This is a genomic window from Micromonospora sp. DT81.3 (genome assembly GCF_049847225.1).
Taxonomy (GTDB): domain Bacteria; phylum Actinomycetota; class Actinomycetes; order Actinomycetales; family Microbacteriaceae; genus Microbacterium.
The window spans coordinates 118,342-132,637 of record NZ_JBNCNY010000007.1 but is presented as its reverse complement, the minus strand read 5'-3'; the positions used below and the strand labels follow the sequence as shown (position 1 = coordinate 132,637).

At 68.8% G+C, this 14,296-nt stretch carries 10 protein-coding genes; 9 read left to right on the top strand and 1 reads right to left on the bottom strand.

All coding sequences use genetic code 11. From position 1 onward, the window contains the following. Positions 1–317 precede the first annotated feature (317 nt). A complete protein-coding gene (locus tag ACPW96_RS16370; RefSeq protein WP_425884332.1) occupies positions 318–1,709 on the bottom strand; it encodes a hypothetical protein in 1,392 nt (463 codons plus the stop codon). 574 nt (positions 1,710–2,283) lie between these two features. Between ACPW96_RS16370 and ACPW96_RS16365 the strand changes: the two genes are divergently transcribed. From ACPW96_RS16365 to ACPW96_RS16325, 9 genes are all read left to right on the top strand, one after another. Next, a complete protein-coding gene (locus ACPW96_RS16365) occupies positions 2,284–4,959 on the top strand; it encodes a PKD domain-containing protein (protein WP_425884331.1) in 2,676 nt (891 codons plus the stop codon). Positions 4,960–5,106: 147 nt separating this feature from the next. Further along, positions 5,107–5,577: an adenylyltransferase/cytidyltransferase family protein gene (locus ACPW96_RS16360; RefSeq protein ID WP_425821929.1), complete on the top strand. Its 471-nt coding sequence runs from the start codon at positions 5,107–5,109 to the stop codon at positions 5,575–5,577. Positions 5,578–5,807: 230 nt separating this feature from the next. Continuing rightward, positions 5,808–7,028, top strand: coding sequence for a glycosyltransferase (locus ACPW96_RS16355; RefSeq protein WP_425884330.1), 1,221 nt, complete (start codon positions 5,808–5,810; stop codon positions 7,026–7,028). Beyond that, positions 7,025–7,288 carry a glutaredoxin family protein gene (locus tag ACPW96_RS16350; RefSeq protein WP_425884328.1) on the top strand — a complete coding sequence of 88 codons (264 nt, stop codon included), beginning with the start codon at positions 7,025–7,027 and terminating at the stop codon, positions 7,286–7,288. Before ACPW96_RS16355 ends, ACPW96_RS16350 begins: the two co-directional genes overlap by 4 nt. 29 nt (positions 7,289–7,317) lie before the next feature. Next, the gene (kynA, locus tag ACPW96_RS16345; RefSeq protein ID WP_425884326.1) at positions 7,318–8,178 is read left to right on the top strand and encodes a tryptophan 2,3-dioxygenase; all 861 of its coding nucleotides are present in this window, start codon (positions 7,318–7,320) and stop codon (positions 8,176–8,178) included. Between the two features lie 3 nt (positions 8,179–8,181). Continuing rightward, positions 8,182–9,156: an amidohydrolase gene (locus ACPW96_RS16340; protein WP_425884325.1), complete on the top strand. Its 975-nt coding sequence runs from the start codon at positions 8,182–8,184 to the stop codon at positions 9,154–9,156. Beyond that, positions 9,146–10,426, top strand: coding sequence for a kynureninase (locus tag ACPW96_RS16335; protein ID WP_425884324.1), 1,281 nt, complete (start codon positions 9,146–9,148; stop codon positions 10,424–10,426). The genes ACPW96_RS16340 and ACPW96_RS16335 overlap by 11 nt, the downstream gene beginning before the upstream one ends. Before the next feature lie 215 nt (positions 10,427–10,641). Next, complete coding sequence (locus tag ACPW96_RS16330) at positions 10,642–12,462, top strand: aldehyde dehydrogenase family protein (protein ID WP_425884323.1); 1,821 nt, start codon at positions 10,642–10,644, stop codon at positions 12,460–12,462. Continuing rightward, entirely contained in the window at positions 12,459–14,234 is a 1,776-nt protein-coding gene (locus ACPW96_RS16325; RefSeq protein WP_425884321.1) for a GMC family oxidoreductase, read from the top strand. Before ACPW96_RS16330 ends, ACPW96_RS16325 begins: the two co-directional genes overlap by 4 nt. Positions 14,235–14,296: the final 62 nt, after the last annotated feature.

Below are 14,296 nucleotides of genomic sequence, written 5' to 3'. Positions count from 1 at the left end.
TCTGTCTGATTTCGGGAATGGACGATCGAGTATGCACAAGCCACCAATGGGGGTTTCGGTGCGCGGGCGGGTGTTTGCGTTGGCAAGCCGCGCAGGGACGAGGGGGATTGTTGCAAGCGTAATCAAATCGTGATCGTCAACAAAATTGCTGATAGAAGTCTAATTTTCGACCAGGGCTCGGCTCATAATCGACCGATCGATCAGTCTTTTCGGGAGGCCTTGCCGCCCTCATCCGCGGTCATGATGGCGCTCGCTCACATGACGACGGGCCGGATCCCTCAGAGGAGGATCCGGCCCGTCGTTCTCTGCTCGGAGCGTTACGGCGCGACGATGTACGTGTTCATCGGCTTTCCCGTCGCCTCCCAGATGTTTCCGGAGAAGACCGGGGCGTTCGCGTGCGGGGCGATCACCGCACACGGCGCGCTCTTGCGCTTGGGACCGAACACGTTGTCCACCAACGACGGCTTGACCACGGCCGGCGTCTGGTCGATGTTGACCGTGCACGCGCCACCCTGCAGGTAATTGTCGCGGATCACGATGTTGCTCATCCGAGTGCGATTCCTGTCCTGACCGATCATGATCGCCGCGTTGTGGGCGTCCTCCATGCGGTTGCCCTCGAGGAGGATGCTGTCACCCGCCTGGATCTGAACCGAGTCGTCGTGAGTCGGGGTCCCGTCACGGTACGGGTCTTTCTCGGTGTAGGTGGAGTCGTGGAGCCAGGAGTCCTTCACGGTGACGTTGCTGCCATAGATGCGGATCGGATCCACGACACGGTGAACGTTCACCCGGATCGCGGTGAAGTTGCTGCCATAGATGCCGTTCCAGAGCGGGTCTTCAACGGCGGCGGCGATCTCGGAATCGATGACCGTGAACGACGCGCCCGAGACGATGTTGTTCACAAGCCCCACTGAGCGCGGGGTGGAGGTGCCGACGATCTTCGAATTCTTGATCACGGCGCCGGGCGCGTTGACGGTGATGATCCCTCGCACCTCGAGCCCCTCGATCACCGTGTTCGGCTCGTTGATCGTGATATCGCCGTTGTACACCTGCAGGCCCACGCCGCGCGGTACGCCCGTGGTCGAGCCGTTCGGCCACTGAGAGGGCGGCGCCGGTGCCGGCGCAGGAGAGGGGGCCGGTGCAGGAGCGGGGGCCGGTGCAGGAGCGGGGGCCGGTGCAGGAGCGGGAGCCGGTGCAGGAGCGGGGGCCGGTGCCGGAGCGGGCGCCGGTGCCGCCGGGTTGGACAGTGTTTGGGCCTTGTAGCTGACCACTGCCGACATGGCGGGCGTCGACGAGGAGACGTAGAAGGTCGAGTCGGCACGGCCGGCTGCGGTGAGAGGAGCCTTCGAATCGATCGCGCTCACCTTGACGATCTTTCCTGCAAGCCTGGCGTAGCCCGTGAGAACAGTCGTCGCGCTGCCGTCCGCGATCAGACGGAGGTCGATCGTCGCGCCGGGCGTCGCCTTCTTCCGCAGGACCTGTGCGTTGCCGATCGGGGTGAGCGTTTCGGCGCCACCGCTGCGCGTGGACTTCTTGATAGAGAGATTGACGGTGCCGTCCGGGAACACTCGGGACTGCAGCACGTACGCGCCGGCGCTGTTCGAGCGAACGCGAACGCTGGTGTAGAGGCCGCCACCGGATTTCGGCAGCTGCGGAACGTTGAAGCTCAGCGTCGCTGAGCCGACCGTGCCGCTTCCACCGATGGCGACCACACTGGTCGATCCGGGCTTCAGCGAGAGGGTCTGGGACTCCGCGGCGGTCGCCGCGGTCGGAGCCGCGACCGCGCCCGCGAGCGCCAGGGAGAGGATCGCGACTGCTGCCGAGATCCGCTTTCGGCGAATCGGTTTTGTGTTGGTTCTGGGTAGGGACGATCGAGTATGCACAAGCCACCATTGGGGGATCGGTACGCGTAAAGGGGGGTGCCTGGTTGCAGGCCGCGCACGGGCGAGGGGGATGTGGTGAGAGTAACCAAATCGTGACCCGGAATCTATTGCCTGAGAGCAATCTCATCCCCCTGACACACCGTCGACACAAACGGCGGACGCGGGTTTCCCTATGCCACCGGCCCTCGCGGTGTTACGTTGAGGCATTCATTCGATCTCCTGGGGAGGTGGATCGATGCGCTCGCACCCGACGTCGCGTGCTCGATATCTCGGCCTTTTTCTCATCGTCGCGCTTGCGATGTCCGTTCCCGCTCCGGCGAGCGCGGCGGGGGCGCCACCTCCTCCGCCGACGTTGGTGGGACCCGCGAACGGGAGTACGGCGGCGCCCGGCACGTCGTTATCGGTGACGGCCACCGACCCGGATGACGCGCAGGTCGAGGTCTCGTTCCACGGCGCGCCACGTGGCCCGGGCAGCCCCTCAGGCTCTGACTTCACCCTCATGGTGCTGCCGGACACGCAGAACTACATCCTGACCACGGCGAACATGCCCGTGCTGAACAGTCAGCTGCAGTGGATCGTGGCGGAGCGCGACCGTCTGTCGTTGGCGTACGTCGCAGGCGTCGGCGACATCGTCGACAACCAGACGTCGGCCGCTCAGTGGTCGCGGGCGAACAACGCGTACAAGATCCTCGACGACGGCGGGGTTCCCAGTGCCGTCGTCCCCGGCAACCACGACTTCGACCTGGCAACGGGCGCCTTCGCGGGATACGACGCGAACTTCCCGGTCTCGCGCTACAGCGCGGCCTCATGGAACTCGCCGACCGCCAGATACGGCGGGTACTACGGGCAGAGCCAGTTCGGGCCCGACCCGGTCGACCGGCGGAACATGAACAGCTACTCGCTCTTCACCGCGGGCGGGATGGACTTCCTGCTGCTCAGCCTCGAGCTGAACGCGCCCGACGATGTGGTGGCGTGGGCCCAGCGCGTCCTCTCGGCCCACCCCGATCGCCGGGCGATCCTGGCCACCCACAGCTTCGTGAATGTGGCGGGTGCGTTCAGCACGCAGGTCGTGCGGACGGACGTTCCTGGCAATAGCGGCGCGGCGCTCTGGCAGAAGCTGGTGTACCCGAACTGCCAGATCTTCCTCGTCGTGAACGGTCACTTCACCGACGGCTTGGACGGCGAGGCGAACCGGAGCGACGCGAACGCCTGCGGCCGCCAGGTGCAGTCCGCGTTGTCGGACTATCAGGGCCGCCCCAACGGCGGAGACGGCTGGCTCCGTTACTACACCTTCAGCCCCGCACGCGACGAGGTCACCGCGACGACCTACTCGCCGTGGCTGGGTACGCGCGAGACGGATGCCGACAGCGCGTTCGCCTGGAGCTATGACATGACCGCACCGCCGGTCGAATCGCCGCTTCTGGGCACCGTGACCGTCCCGAGCGGTGGCACCGCGCAGCTCGCCGCCCCCACGCTCTCCGCGGGTACCGTGTTCGACTGGTACGCGACCGTGGACGACGGCACATCCGTGACGCGCGGACCGACCTGGTCGTTCACCGCCGGCTCGAGTGCCCCGCCGGTGCTTGCCCAGGACACGTTCACGCGCACGACGGCGTCGGGCTGGGGGACCGCCGAGATGGGCGGGGCGTGGACCGTGAACTCGACCACGAAGTTCTCGGTCTCGGGAGGGATGGGCCGCGTCATGGCGACCGCCGGCTCCACGCTCAACGCCACGCTGGGCGCGATCTCGTCGACGGACACGTCGGTCGCCGCGACCGTGTCGGTGGACAAGCTCGCCGACCAGGTGCTCACGAGCACCGTCATGGGGCGAGTGGTCGGCACCGCTTCGTACGGAGCCCGGCTCCGGCTGAACTCGAACGGGACCGTCGCCGTTCAGCTCATGCGCGACGCCACCGTGCTCGGCGGAGGCTCCGTCGCGGGCTCCATCGGTCCGTCATCGCCGATCTCCGTCCGCGTCGACACCCTCGGCACCTCTCCGACCACTCTCCGCGTGCGCGTGTGGCCCGCGGGCGCCCCGGAGCCGACGTCGTGGAACTACACCGTGACCGACGCGACACCCGCCCTCCAGTCCGCCGGGTCGGTGCGGCTCAGCACGTATCTCTGGGCAACGGCCACGAACGGCCCGGTGAATGTCGGGTACGACAACCTCTCGGTGGTCGGGGTGGGCTCCACTCCGCCGCCGGCGAACGTACCGCCCGTCGCAGCCTTCTCCGCGACGACATCCGGACTGACCGTGTCGACGGACTCCGGGGGCTCGACCGATTCCGACGGCGTGATCGTGTCCCGCTCCTGGAGCTTCGGCGGCGTGGTGAAGGCCGGGCAGACCGCTTCTCACACCTTCGGCACAGCGGGACAGTATCCGGTCACGCTCACGGTGACGGACGACGACGGGGCGTCGGCATCTTCGACGCAGACCGTCACGGTGTCCGCGCCGCCGACATCCGCGATCGCCGCCGATTCCTTCTCGCGCACCGTCGCGACCGGCTGGGGCACGGCGGATGCGGGGGGTCCGTGGACGGTGAATTCCGCTGCGAAGACTTCCGTGTCCTCCGGAGCCGGGAGATTCTCTGCGACGGCGGGATCCACGCTGACCGCGACCCTCGCGCAGGTCGCGTCATCCGACGTCGACGTGCACGCCGTGGTGTCGTTCGACAAGCTCCCCAACCAGTACTTGAACTTCCTGGTCAACACACGAGTCATCGGCTCTGCTGTCTACGGCGCCAGGGTGCGCCTGAACGCCAACGGCTCCGCCGTGCTGCAGCTCATGAGAGACGGAACGGCTCTGGCGGGCGGCGCCGTCGCAGGGCTCACGGTCCCGGCGCAGGCGAAACTCCACATCAGGACGCAGGCGACGGCCACTTCGCCGACGACACTGCGGGCGAAGGTGTGGCTCGACGGATCGCCGGAGCCTGCCGCCTGGCAGGCTGTCGCGACGGACAGCACGAGCGCCCTGCAGGGGACCGGTGCACTCGGACTGGGGGCGTATGTCAGCTCGTCCACGACCAACGGCCCGGTGACGGTGAGCGTCGAGGACGTCGTGGTCAACGCGGTGCCCTGAAACCGGGATTGCGTCGGTTCCGAATCTGGGATGCTGCGCAAGGGTTGAGGCGGTATAGTGCGGAATGCGTCCCGTTGATCTGTCACGGGGCGCCACTGGGGAATCAGCGATGGGGATCGCTTCACGAGTTCTGGGGGCTCACAAACAATGGCTCAGCGCATTGGCTATGCCGCGGGTGCTTTCGACCTTTTCCACGTCGGGCACCTCAACATCCTTCGTCACGCGAAGGAGAACTGCGACTTCCTGATCGCGGGTGTCGTCAGCGATGAGATGCTGCGGGCGGTGAAGGGCGTCGAGCCCGTGATCCCCACAGCGGAGCGGGCCGAGATCGTGCGGCATATTCGCTACGTCGACGACGTCCACATCGAGACGGTCCCCGACAAGCTCGACGTCTGGAAAGAGGTCGGCTTCACCCACTTCTTCAAGGGTGACGACTGGCGTGGGACCGCGAAGGGCGACCGCCTGGAACGGGAGTTCTCCGCCGTCGGGGTCGAGATCGTCTACTTCCCGTACACGGTGCACACCTCGAGCACCGCGCTGCGACGGGCGCTCGATGTCATGTCGAACCTCGACCGCAGCAAGGACCTCGCCGACGGCGCCCTCGCCGTTCGGCACTGATCTTCCGCCTCCGGCGGAAGCCGGCGGAAGCTCGCCGTCTGGGGCGACGAGCTTCCGCTTCAACGGCCCCACCCCGCGATCACCCTCTGCACTCCCCCGGTGCAGGCGGGTGTCATCACCCCGGTCGGGGTGGGGCCGTCTCACACCGGAGACCACTGCGGTCTCCTGGGCATCTCATAGCCGGCGCTCGGCTGGCGCCCGAGGCCGCACGATACGCTGAGAGCCCGGCAATGTGGCGCGCGCTCCGGCTTCAGCGCCACACCGCCACCGCCGACATCCGGAGCACGGTCCTGGAAATCTCCGTCATCATCCCGACCCTTAACGAGGGTCCGAACGTCACGGAGTTGCTGCGCAGGCTCGAGGCGAGTACCGGGAACCACACGCTCGACGTGATCTTCGTCGACGACTCCACCGACGACACCCCGGACATCATCGCGACGGCGGCAGCGGCATCCACTCTGCCCGTGCGGCTCATTCATCGCGACGTGCCCACCGGCGGGCTCGGCGGCGCCGTCATTGACGGCGTGCTGGTCGCGCGCTACCGCTGGTGCCTCGTCATGGACGGCGACCTGCAGCATCCACCGGAGAAGATCGGCGAACTCGCCGCGCGCGCCGGCCAGGGCGACGTCGACATCGTCGTGGCCTCGCGGTATGCCAGCGGAGGCACATCGCTCGGGCTGGCCGGCTGGCTGCGCACGGCCGTCTCGCGCCTCACCAGGATGGTCACGCGGGCCATGTTCCCCCGCAAGCTGCATGACTGCAGCGACCCGATGACCGGATTCTTCCTCCTCGACCGCGATGCGGTCGACGTCGAGGAACTCGAACCGCGCGGGTTCAAGATCCTGCTCGAGATCCTCGCCCGTCGCCAGCTGCGCATCGCCGAGGTGCCGTTCGACTTCGGGGCGCGGTACGCGGGAGCGTCCAAGGCCTCCGTGGCGCAGGGACTGCGGTTCCTGACACAGCTCACGGTGCTGCGCTTCGGGCGGATGTCGGCCTTCGCGCTCGTCGGCGGGTTCGGCGCCGTGGCGAACCTGGCGATCATGTGGTTCCTCGTTCAGCTGGGCGTCGAGTACATCTGGGCTGCGGTCGTCGCGAGCGAGTTCACCATCATCGGCAACTTCCTGCTGCTCGAGTACCTCGTCTTCCACGACCTCCGCTCATCGAGCGGTCTCATGCGGCATAGGTTCCTCAAGTCCTTCGCGTTCAACAACGCCGAGGCACTCATCCGCATCCCGTTCATCTACGTGCTGGTCGAGGCCGCGCACGTTCCCAGCGTGCTGGCGGCGGCGGTGACCCTCGTTCTCGCGTTCGCGGTGCGATTCGTGTTCCATGCGCTCGTGGTCTACGCCCCCAGTAAGCACGTCGACACGGACGAAGAGGTGCCGATCGAGTACCGACTTGCGGAGGACTCGGCGACCGCTCAGCAACACGCGCCTAGGCTTGAGGGATGACTTCTCCCACCCCCGAGACGATCACGATATTCGGCGCCGAGTGGTGCGGCGACTGCCGCCGGACCAAGAAGCAGCTCGATGGACTCGGTGTCGACTACACCTACATCGACCTCGAGACGGACCCCGCGGCGGCCGACGTGGCCCGCGAGATCTCCGGGCGCACCCGCATCCCCGTCGTCGTCTACCCCGACGCTTCGCACCACGTGGAGCCGAGCAACGCCGACGTGGAGTCGAAGCTGCGCGAGCTGGCCGTGCTGTAACGCCTCGCCGCACTCACTAGGCTGACGTGGTGAGCGGGGGCGTCGAACGCAATACGCGGACGATCGAGGAATCGGTCGTCACCGAGTTCTCCGACCGCATGAGCTACAGCGGCTATCTTGATCTCGAGACGCTGCTGGCCTCCCAGCATCCCCTGAGCTCGCCCGAGCACCACGATGAGCTCCTGTTCATCATCCAGCATCAGACGACCGAGCTGTGGCTCAAGCTCGTGCTGCACGAGCTGTCGGGCGCGTGCCGCTGCCTGCGCGAGGATCAGCTCGCACCGGCGCTGAAGTGCATCGCCCGGGTCAAGCACATCCAGCGAACGCTCACCGAGCAGTGGTCGGTGCTCGCGACGCTGACGCCTGCCGAGTACGGCCAATTCCGCGGAGTGCTGGGCAACGCGAGCGGATTCCAGTCGGCGCAGTACCGTGCGGTGGAGTTCACGCTGGGCAACAAGAACGCCGGCATGCTGCGGGTGTTCTCCGCCGATCCCGCCGCCCGCGAGCTCGTGCGGTCGAGCCTCGAGGCGCCGAGCCTGTACGACGAGTTCCTGCGCCTGCTGGCGCGCGAGGGCTACGCCATCCCCGACGAAGTGCTGGAGAGGGATGTCACCCTCGCCTGGACATATGTGCCGGAGCTCGTGTCGGTCTTCGCCGGCATCTACGCAGATCCCCAGAAGCACTGGGCCGCGTACGAGACGTGCGAGGAGCTCGTCGACCTGGAGGACAACTTCCAGCTCTGGCGGTTCAGGCACCTGAAGACCGTCGAGCGGATCATCGGGTTCAAGACGGGGACCGGCGGATCGAGCGGGGTGCCGTTCCTGCAGAAAGCGCTCGAACTCACCTTCTTCCCCGAGCTGTTCGCCGTCCGCACCGAGATTCCCGGTTGACCCATGCGGCGGCTCGATGCGTTCGCCCTTCGCGAGCTTCTCGGACCCCACGCCGACCTCTGCCGTCGGGCGATCAGCGGAGACCACGGCGTGGTGCTTCCGCCGTTCGTCGACCACCATGTCCACCTGCATCTGATCGACGAGCGCACGCTGCTCTCGCACGGGATCGCCGCGGTGCTCGACCTCGGCGGAGACCCCGTGGAGCTCGCACGTCGCCTCAAGAACCACATGCCCCGCGCGGCGTACGCGGGCGCGTTCCTCACCGCCGTGGGCGGATACCCCGTCGGACGCTCGTGGGCGCCGGATGCCATCGTGCGCGAGGTGTCCGACCCGTCGCTTGTTCCCGGTGTCGCCGGAGGGGCGGGAACGGCGGTCGACGAGCAGGCCTCGTTCGGGGCATCCGTCGTCAAGGTCACGCTGAACGCCTCGACCGGTCCGGTGCCGGAACCGGCCCTGCTGCGGGCGATCATCGCCGCCGCGCGCAGCCACGGGCTTCCCGTCGTCGCGCACGTCGAAGGCGAAGGGATGACGGAGCGCGCCGTCGAGGCCGGCGTCGACGTGCTGGCGCACGCTCCCTTCAGCGAGCGGCTCGACGAGTCGCTCGTGCGCCGCGCCGCGTCGTCGCAGCGCTGGATCTCGACGCTGAGCATCCATGACGGGGATGCCGCGGCCGATGCCATCGACAACGTCGCCCGCTTCGTCTCCGACGGCGGCCGGCTGCTCTACGGCACCGACCTCGGCAACGGCGCGCAGCCGGTGGGTGTCAACGTGCGAGAGCTTGAGGGGCTGCACGCGGCGGGCGTGCGCGGCGCCGCCCTGATCGCCGCGCTGAGCGACCCTTGGCCCTTTCCCGAGCGCTCGAACGCCGTCGCCACCTTCGTTCCGGGCCATCCGCCCACCGATCTCGACTCCGTCGCCGGCTGGCTCGCCGGTGCGACGGTCCTTCCCGCCGAGGAGCTGGTGCACGATGACCACTGACGACCTGACCACCGGCGACCTGACCACAGCGGGCCAGATCCCATCCGCCTCCGAGCTCGCGGCCGAGGCATCCGCGCTCGATGCGGCCGACCCCCTCCGCTCCCTCCGCGACGAATTCGTGGGCTCCGAGACGTCACTCGTCTACTTCGACGGCAACTCGCTGGGCCGTCCGCCGCGCAGCGCCGCCGCGCGACTGGAGACGTTCGTGCGCGAAGAGTGGGGCGGCCGCCTAATCCGCGGCTGGGACGAGTCGTGGATGCAGCTGCCGTTCCTGATCGGCGACACGATCGGGAGGACCGCGCTCGGCGCGGCCCCCGGGCAGACCGTGATCGGCGACTCGACCACCGTGCTGCTCTACAAGCTGCTGCGGGCGGCCTTCGACTCCTGCGCCGCGGAGGATCCCCGGCGGGTCGAGATCGTCATCGACCGGGACAACTTCCCCACGGATCGGTTCCTCGCCGAGGGCATCGCCGCGGAACGGGGCGGACGCGTGCGGTGGGTCGAGGTCGATCGCGCAGCCGGGGTGTCCCCCGAACTCCTGCGGGAGGCCGTCGGTCCCCAGACCGCCGTGGTGCTGCTGAGCCACGTCGCCTACCGGTCGGGGTTCCTCGCGGACGCGGCCGAGTTGACCCGGATCGCCCACGACGCAGGGGCACTCGTGCTCTGGGACCTCTGCCACTCGGCCGGCTCGGTGCCCATCGAGGCAGACGCGTGGCGCTTCGACCTCGCCGTCGGCTGCACCTACAAGTACCTCAACGGCGGCCCCGGCTCGCCCGCGTTCGCGTATGTCGCGGAGCGGCACCAGTCGGCGCTCGCCCAGCCGATCCAGGGGTGGATGGGTGCGGCGGACGTCTTCGCGATGGGACCCTCGTATGCACCGGGCGAAGGCATGCGCCGGTTCCTCTCCGGCACGCCGCCCATCGTCGGGATGCTCGCCCTGCAGGACACGCTTCGGCTGATCGAGACGGTCGGGATCGAGGCACTCCGGAAGAAGTCGGTGGCGCTCACAGAGTTCGCGGTGCGCCTCGCCGATGCGCTCCTCGCGCCGCTCGGAGTGACGCTCGCGTCTCCGCGGGGTGCGGGCGAGCGCGGAGGCCACATCACCCTGTCCCACCCGCGGATGCGGGAGGTGACGGCGCGGCTGTGGGAGCAGGACGTGATCCCCGACTACCGCGACCCCGGCGGCCTGCGCATCGGCCTCTCGCCACTCTCCACGAGCTTCACCGAGACGTTGGAGGGCATGCGGGCCGTCCGCGGCGCGTTGGAATAGGGATCCGGGCCCCGCGCGTACGCCGGTTCAGGCGATGTGCTCGAGATCAGGCCCATTCCTCGCCGAACGTCCTGAGGCCGCGCCCGTCACCTGATCCGGCGTACGCCCACCCGCCGCGATGAGGGATCCGACGGAGCGCCGGAGCCGCATCCAGGGCGAACGAGACGCTCCCGAGCCGGACGTATGCTGGTGCAACCGCCCGAAGGAGAGCGCCCATGACCCCCGCCGCGAAGGCCTCCGCCCCGCACGCTTCCGCGTCCGCCCCGCACGCATCCGAAGCATCCGACCCGGGGGTCGTCGCATCCGGCGGGAACCCGTCCGGCGCCCACCCCGAGGTCGATGCCGCCCTCGCCGCCCTCGGCGAGGGCGCGCGCATCTGGAGCCACCTGACCCTCGGGCAGCGGGGGCGGCTCCTCGAGCGACTGCACGCGACGGTGTCGGCTGTCGCAGAAGAATGGGCGGATGCCGCATCCGACCTCAAGGGCGTGCCGGCCGGTCACCCCCTGCGCGGCGAGGAGTGGCTCGGCGGACCGTACGCGGTCCTCGTTTCGCTGCGCGCCTATGAGCAGACGCTGAAGACTCTGCAGAAGGGCGGGAATCCGCTCGACGGCCTGCGCGTGGACGAAGCGCCGACCGGTGGCATCCGAGCGCATGTCTTCCCCGCGAAGCCGATGGACTCGCTTCTGCTGTCCGGCTTCTCCGGCGAGATCTGGATGGCGCCAGGCCTCACGCTCGACGAGGTCCGCGCGACGGCGGGGCTCGGACAGCGCCACCCCACAGCGCCGGGCGGCGTCGGCCTCGTACTCGGCGCCGGCAACGTCACCTCCATCCCCGTGCTCGACGTGCTCTACGAGCTGCTCGCGAACAACCGCGTCGCGCTCCTCAAGCTCAACCCCACGATGGACCCCCTGATCCCGGTGTTCGAGCGGGCCCTCGCTCCGCTGATCGAGCCCGGTCTCGTGCGCATCGTCTCCGGCGGGCCGGACGTCGGAGAATACCTCACCGCCCACCCGGGCATCGATCACGTGCACATCACGGGCTCGGCGACGACCTTCGATGCCATCGTGTGGGGCACGGGTGAGGAGGCGGAGAGGCGCCGCGCCGAGGACAGTCCCCAGCTGACCACCCCGATCACCAGCGAGCTCGGCGGGGTGTCGCCGATCATCGTGGTTCCCGGCGTCTGGACGGACGCCGACCTGCGCTTCCAGGCGGAGCACGTGGTGACGATGCGGCTGCAGAACAGCGGCCACAACTGCGTCGCCGCCCAGGTCGTCCTCCTCTCGTCGGAGTGGCCGCAGCGCGAGGCCTTCCTGGGGTCGCTCCGTGAGGCGTACGCGGCTGCGCCGGCTCGCCCGGTCTGGTATCCCCGGGCCGACGAGAAGCTCCAGGCCGCGGCATCCGCCTACCCGGACGCCGAATGGTTCTCGGATCGCACCCGTGCGCTCGTCCATCTCGACGGCGGCGCCGACGCCTCAGCACTCGAGGGGACGGAGTACTTCTCCCCCGTGCTCGGAGTGATCGAACTGCCAGGACTCGGACAGGAGTTCGTCGACGCGGCGGTGGCGCACGCCAACGATAAGCTCACCGGCAGCCTCGGCGCCAACGTCCTCATCGACCCCGCGACGCAGAAGGCCCTGGGTGACGGGTTCGAGCGCGCCATCGCCGACCTTCGGTACGGCGGTATCGCGATCAACACCTGGACCGCCTTCAACTACCTGACTCCGGTGCTGACATGGGGTGGATTCCCCGGCGGCACCCTGCACGATGTCGGCAGCGGCATCGGAGTCGTGCACAACGCCCTCCTCCTCGCCGGAGTGGAGCGGTCGGTGGCTCGCGGTCCCTTCCGTCCGTTCCCGCGTTCCCTGCCGACGATGATCCGGACGCGGAGCGTGTCGAAGGGCGGCCTGCTGCCCAAGCCACCGTGGTTCGTGACCTCGCGCACCGGCTCCGAGGTCAGTGAGGGCTTCGCGCGCTACCGCATGGATGGCAGCCTCGTGCGGCTTGCGGGGACACTCGCCAAGGCGTTCCGCGCGTGAGCCGCTCGCGACGGCTCACCAATCCGCTCGCGGCCCGCACGACGAGACGGGATGCCGCTGCCCGGCCGTTCGGACGCGACGGGCTGACCGCCGACTACATCGTCGTCGGCGCGGGGTCTGCGGGCGCCGCCGTGGCCGCGCGCCTCACCGAGGATCCGACCGTCTCCGTGCTGCTGTTGGAGGCCGGAGGTCCGGACACGAAGCTCGAGCTGCACGTGCCGGCCGCGTTCTCGAAGCTCTTCCGAGGCATCTACGACTGGGGGTACGACACCGTCCCCCAGCCGCACCTCGAAGGCCGCACCGTCTACTGGCCGCGGGGCAAGACACTCGGGGGCTCGTCGTCGCTGAACGCCATGATGTGGGTGCGCGGATTCGCGGCCGATTACGACGGATGGGCGCACACCGCGGGAGAGCGGTGGTCATGGAAGTCGCTGATCCCGTATTTCCAGCGCGTCGAGCGCACCCAGGGCCCGACGGATCCGACACAGGGCACAGATGGTCCTCAGTCGGTGGAGCACCAACGCGACCCACGGCCGGCCACGGCGACCTTCCTCGACGCGGCTCGGGAGGCGGGCTTTCCCGTCACGCCCGCGAACCTGCCCGAGGGTCAGGGCTTCTCGCAGACGATGGTGTCGCAAAGGCGTGGCGGCCGGGCATCCACCGCCGATGCATACCTTCGTCCGGCGCGTCGCCGGCCGAACCTGCGCGTGCTCACCGGCGCGCACGTGCGACGCGTGACGTTCGAGGCGCGTGCAGGCACGTCGTCCCGTGGAGCGGTCCCTGAGCGAGGGAGCGAAGCGACCGAGACGAAGGGCGCCTCGCCCGATACGCACAGCCCCCGCGCCACCGGCGTCTACGTCGAGGTCGGCGGGGTCCGCAGGCACGCCGTCGCACGGCGCGAGGTGATCCTGTGCGGTGGAACCATCAACACCCCGCAGCTGCTGATGTTGAGCGGCATCGGACCGGCCCAGCACCTCGCCGAACACGGCATCCCGGTCATCGTCGACAGCCCCGAGGTCGGCGAGAACCTGCAGGACCACCTCGTCGCAGGACTCGCGCCGCAGGCGAAGGGCGGCACGCTCTTCGACGCCGGCCGCCCGACCGAACTCGCGCGGTACCTCGCGTCCCGTCGCGGGATGCTGACATCCAACGTGGCGGAGGCGATCGGCTTCGTGCGCACCGAGATGGCGGACCGCACGGGGATGCCGGCGGACCTCCCCGACATCGAGATCCTCTTCGCCCCCGTCCCCTACGTCGGAGAAGGCCTCGTGCCCGCACCCGAGCACGGGCTGACGGTGGCGGCGATCCTGCTGCAACCCCGCAGCCGGGGCACCATCCGGCTGGCTTCGAAGGATCCGGCTGCGAAGCCGCTCATCGACCCGCGCTACCTCAGCGATCCCGACGGCGTCGACGCCGAGACGCTGCTGGCCGGCCTCGCGATCTGCGAGCGCATCATCGCCACTGACGCGCTGGGCGCCCTCACCACGGGCCGCTGGGTGCTGCCCACCGACGGACACGAGCTCACGCCCGAGCAGCGGGCCGAACTCTCGATCCGGCGGTACTCGCACACTCTCTACCACCCCGTAGGCACGGCGCGAATGGGCTTGGACGACGCCTCCGTGGTGGACTCCGAGCTGCGCGTTCGCGGCGTGGAAGGACTGCGCGTGGCGGACGCGTCGGTCATGCCGACCGTCATCCGGGGCCACACGAACGCGCCCGCGATCGTCATCGGAGAGGCCGCCGCCGACCTGATCCGGGGCGTGCGCGCATAGCACCACCTCCTACCTCACTCCGAGCACCGGGCAGCTTACACCGAGCCGCCGAGCCAAAAGCG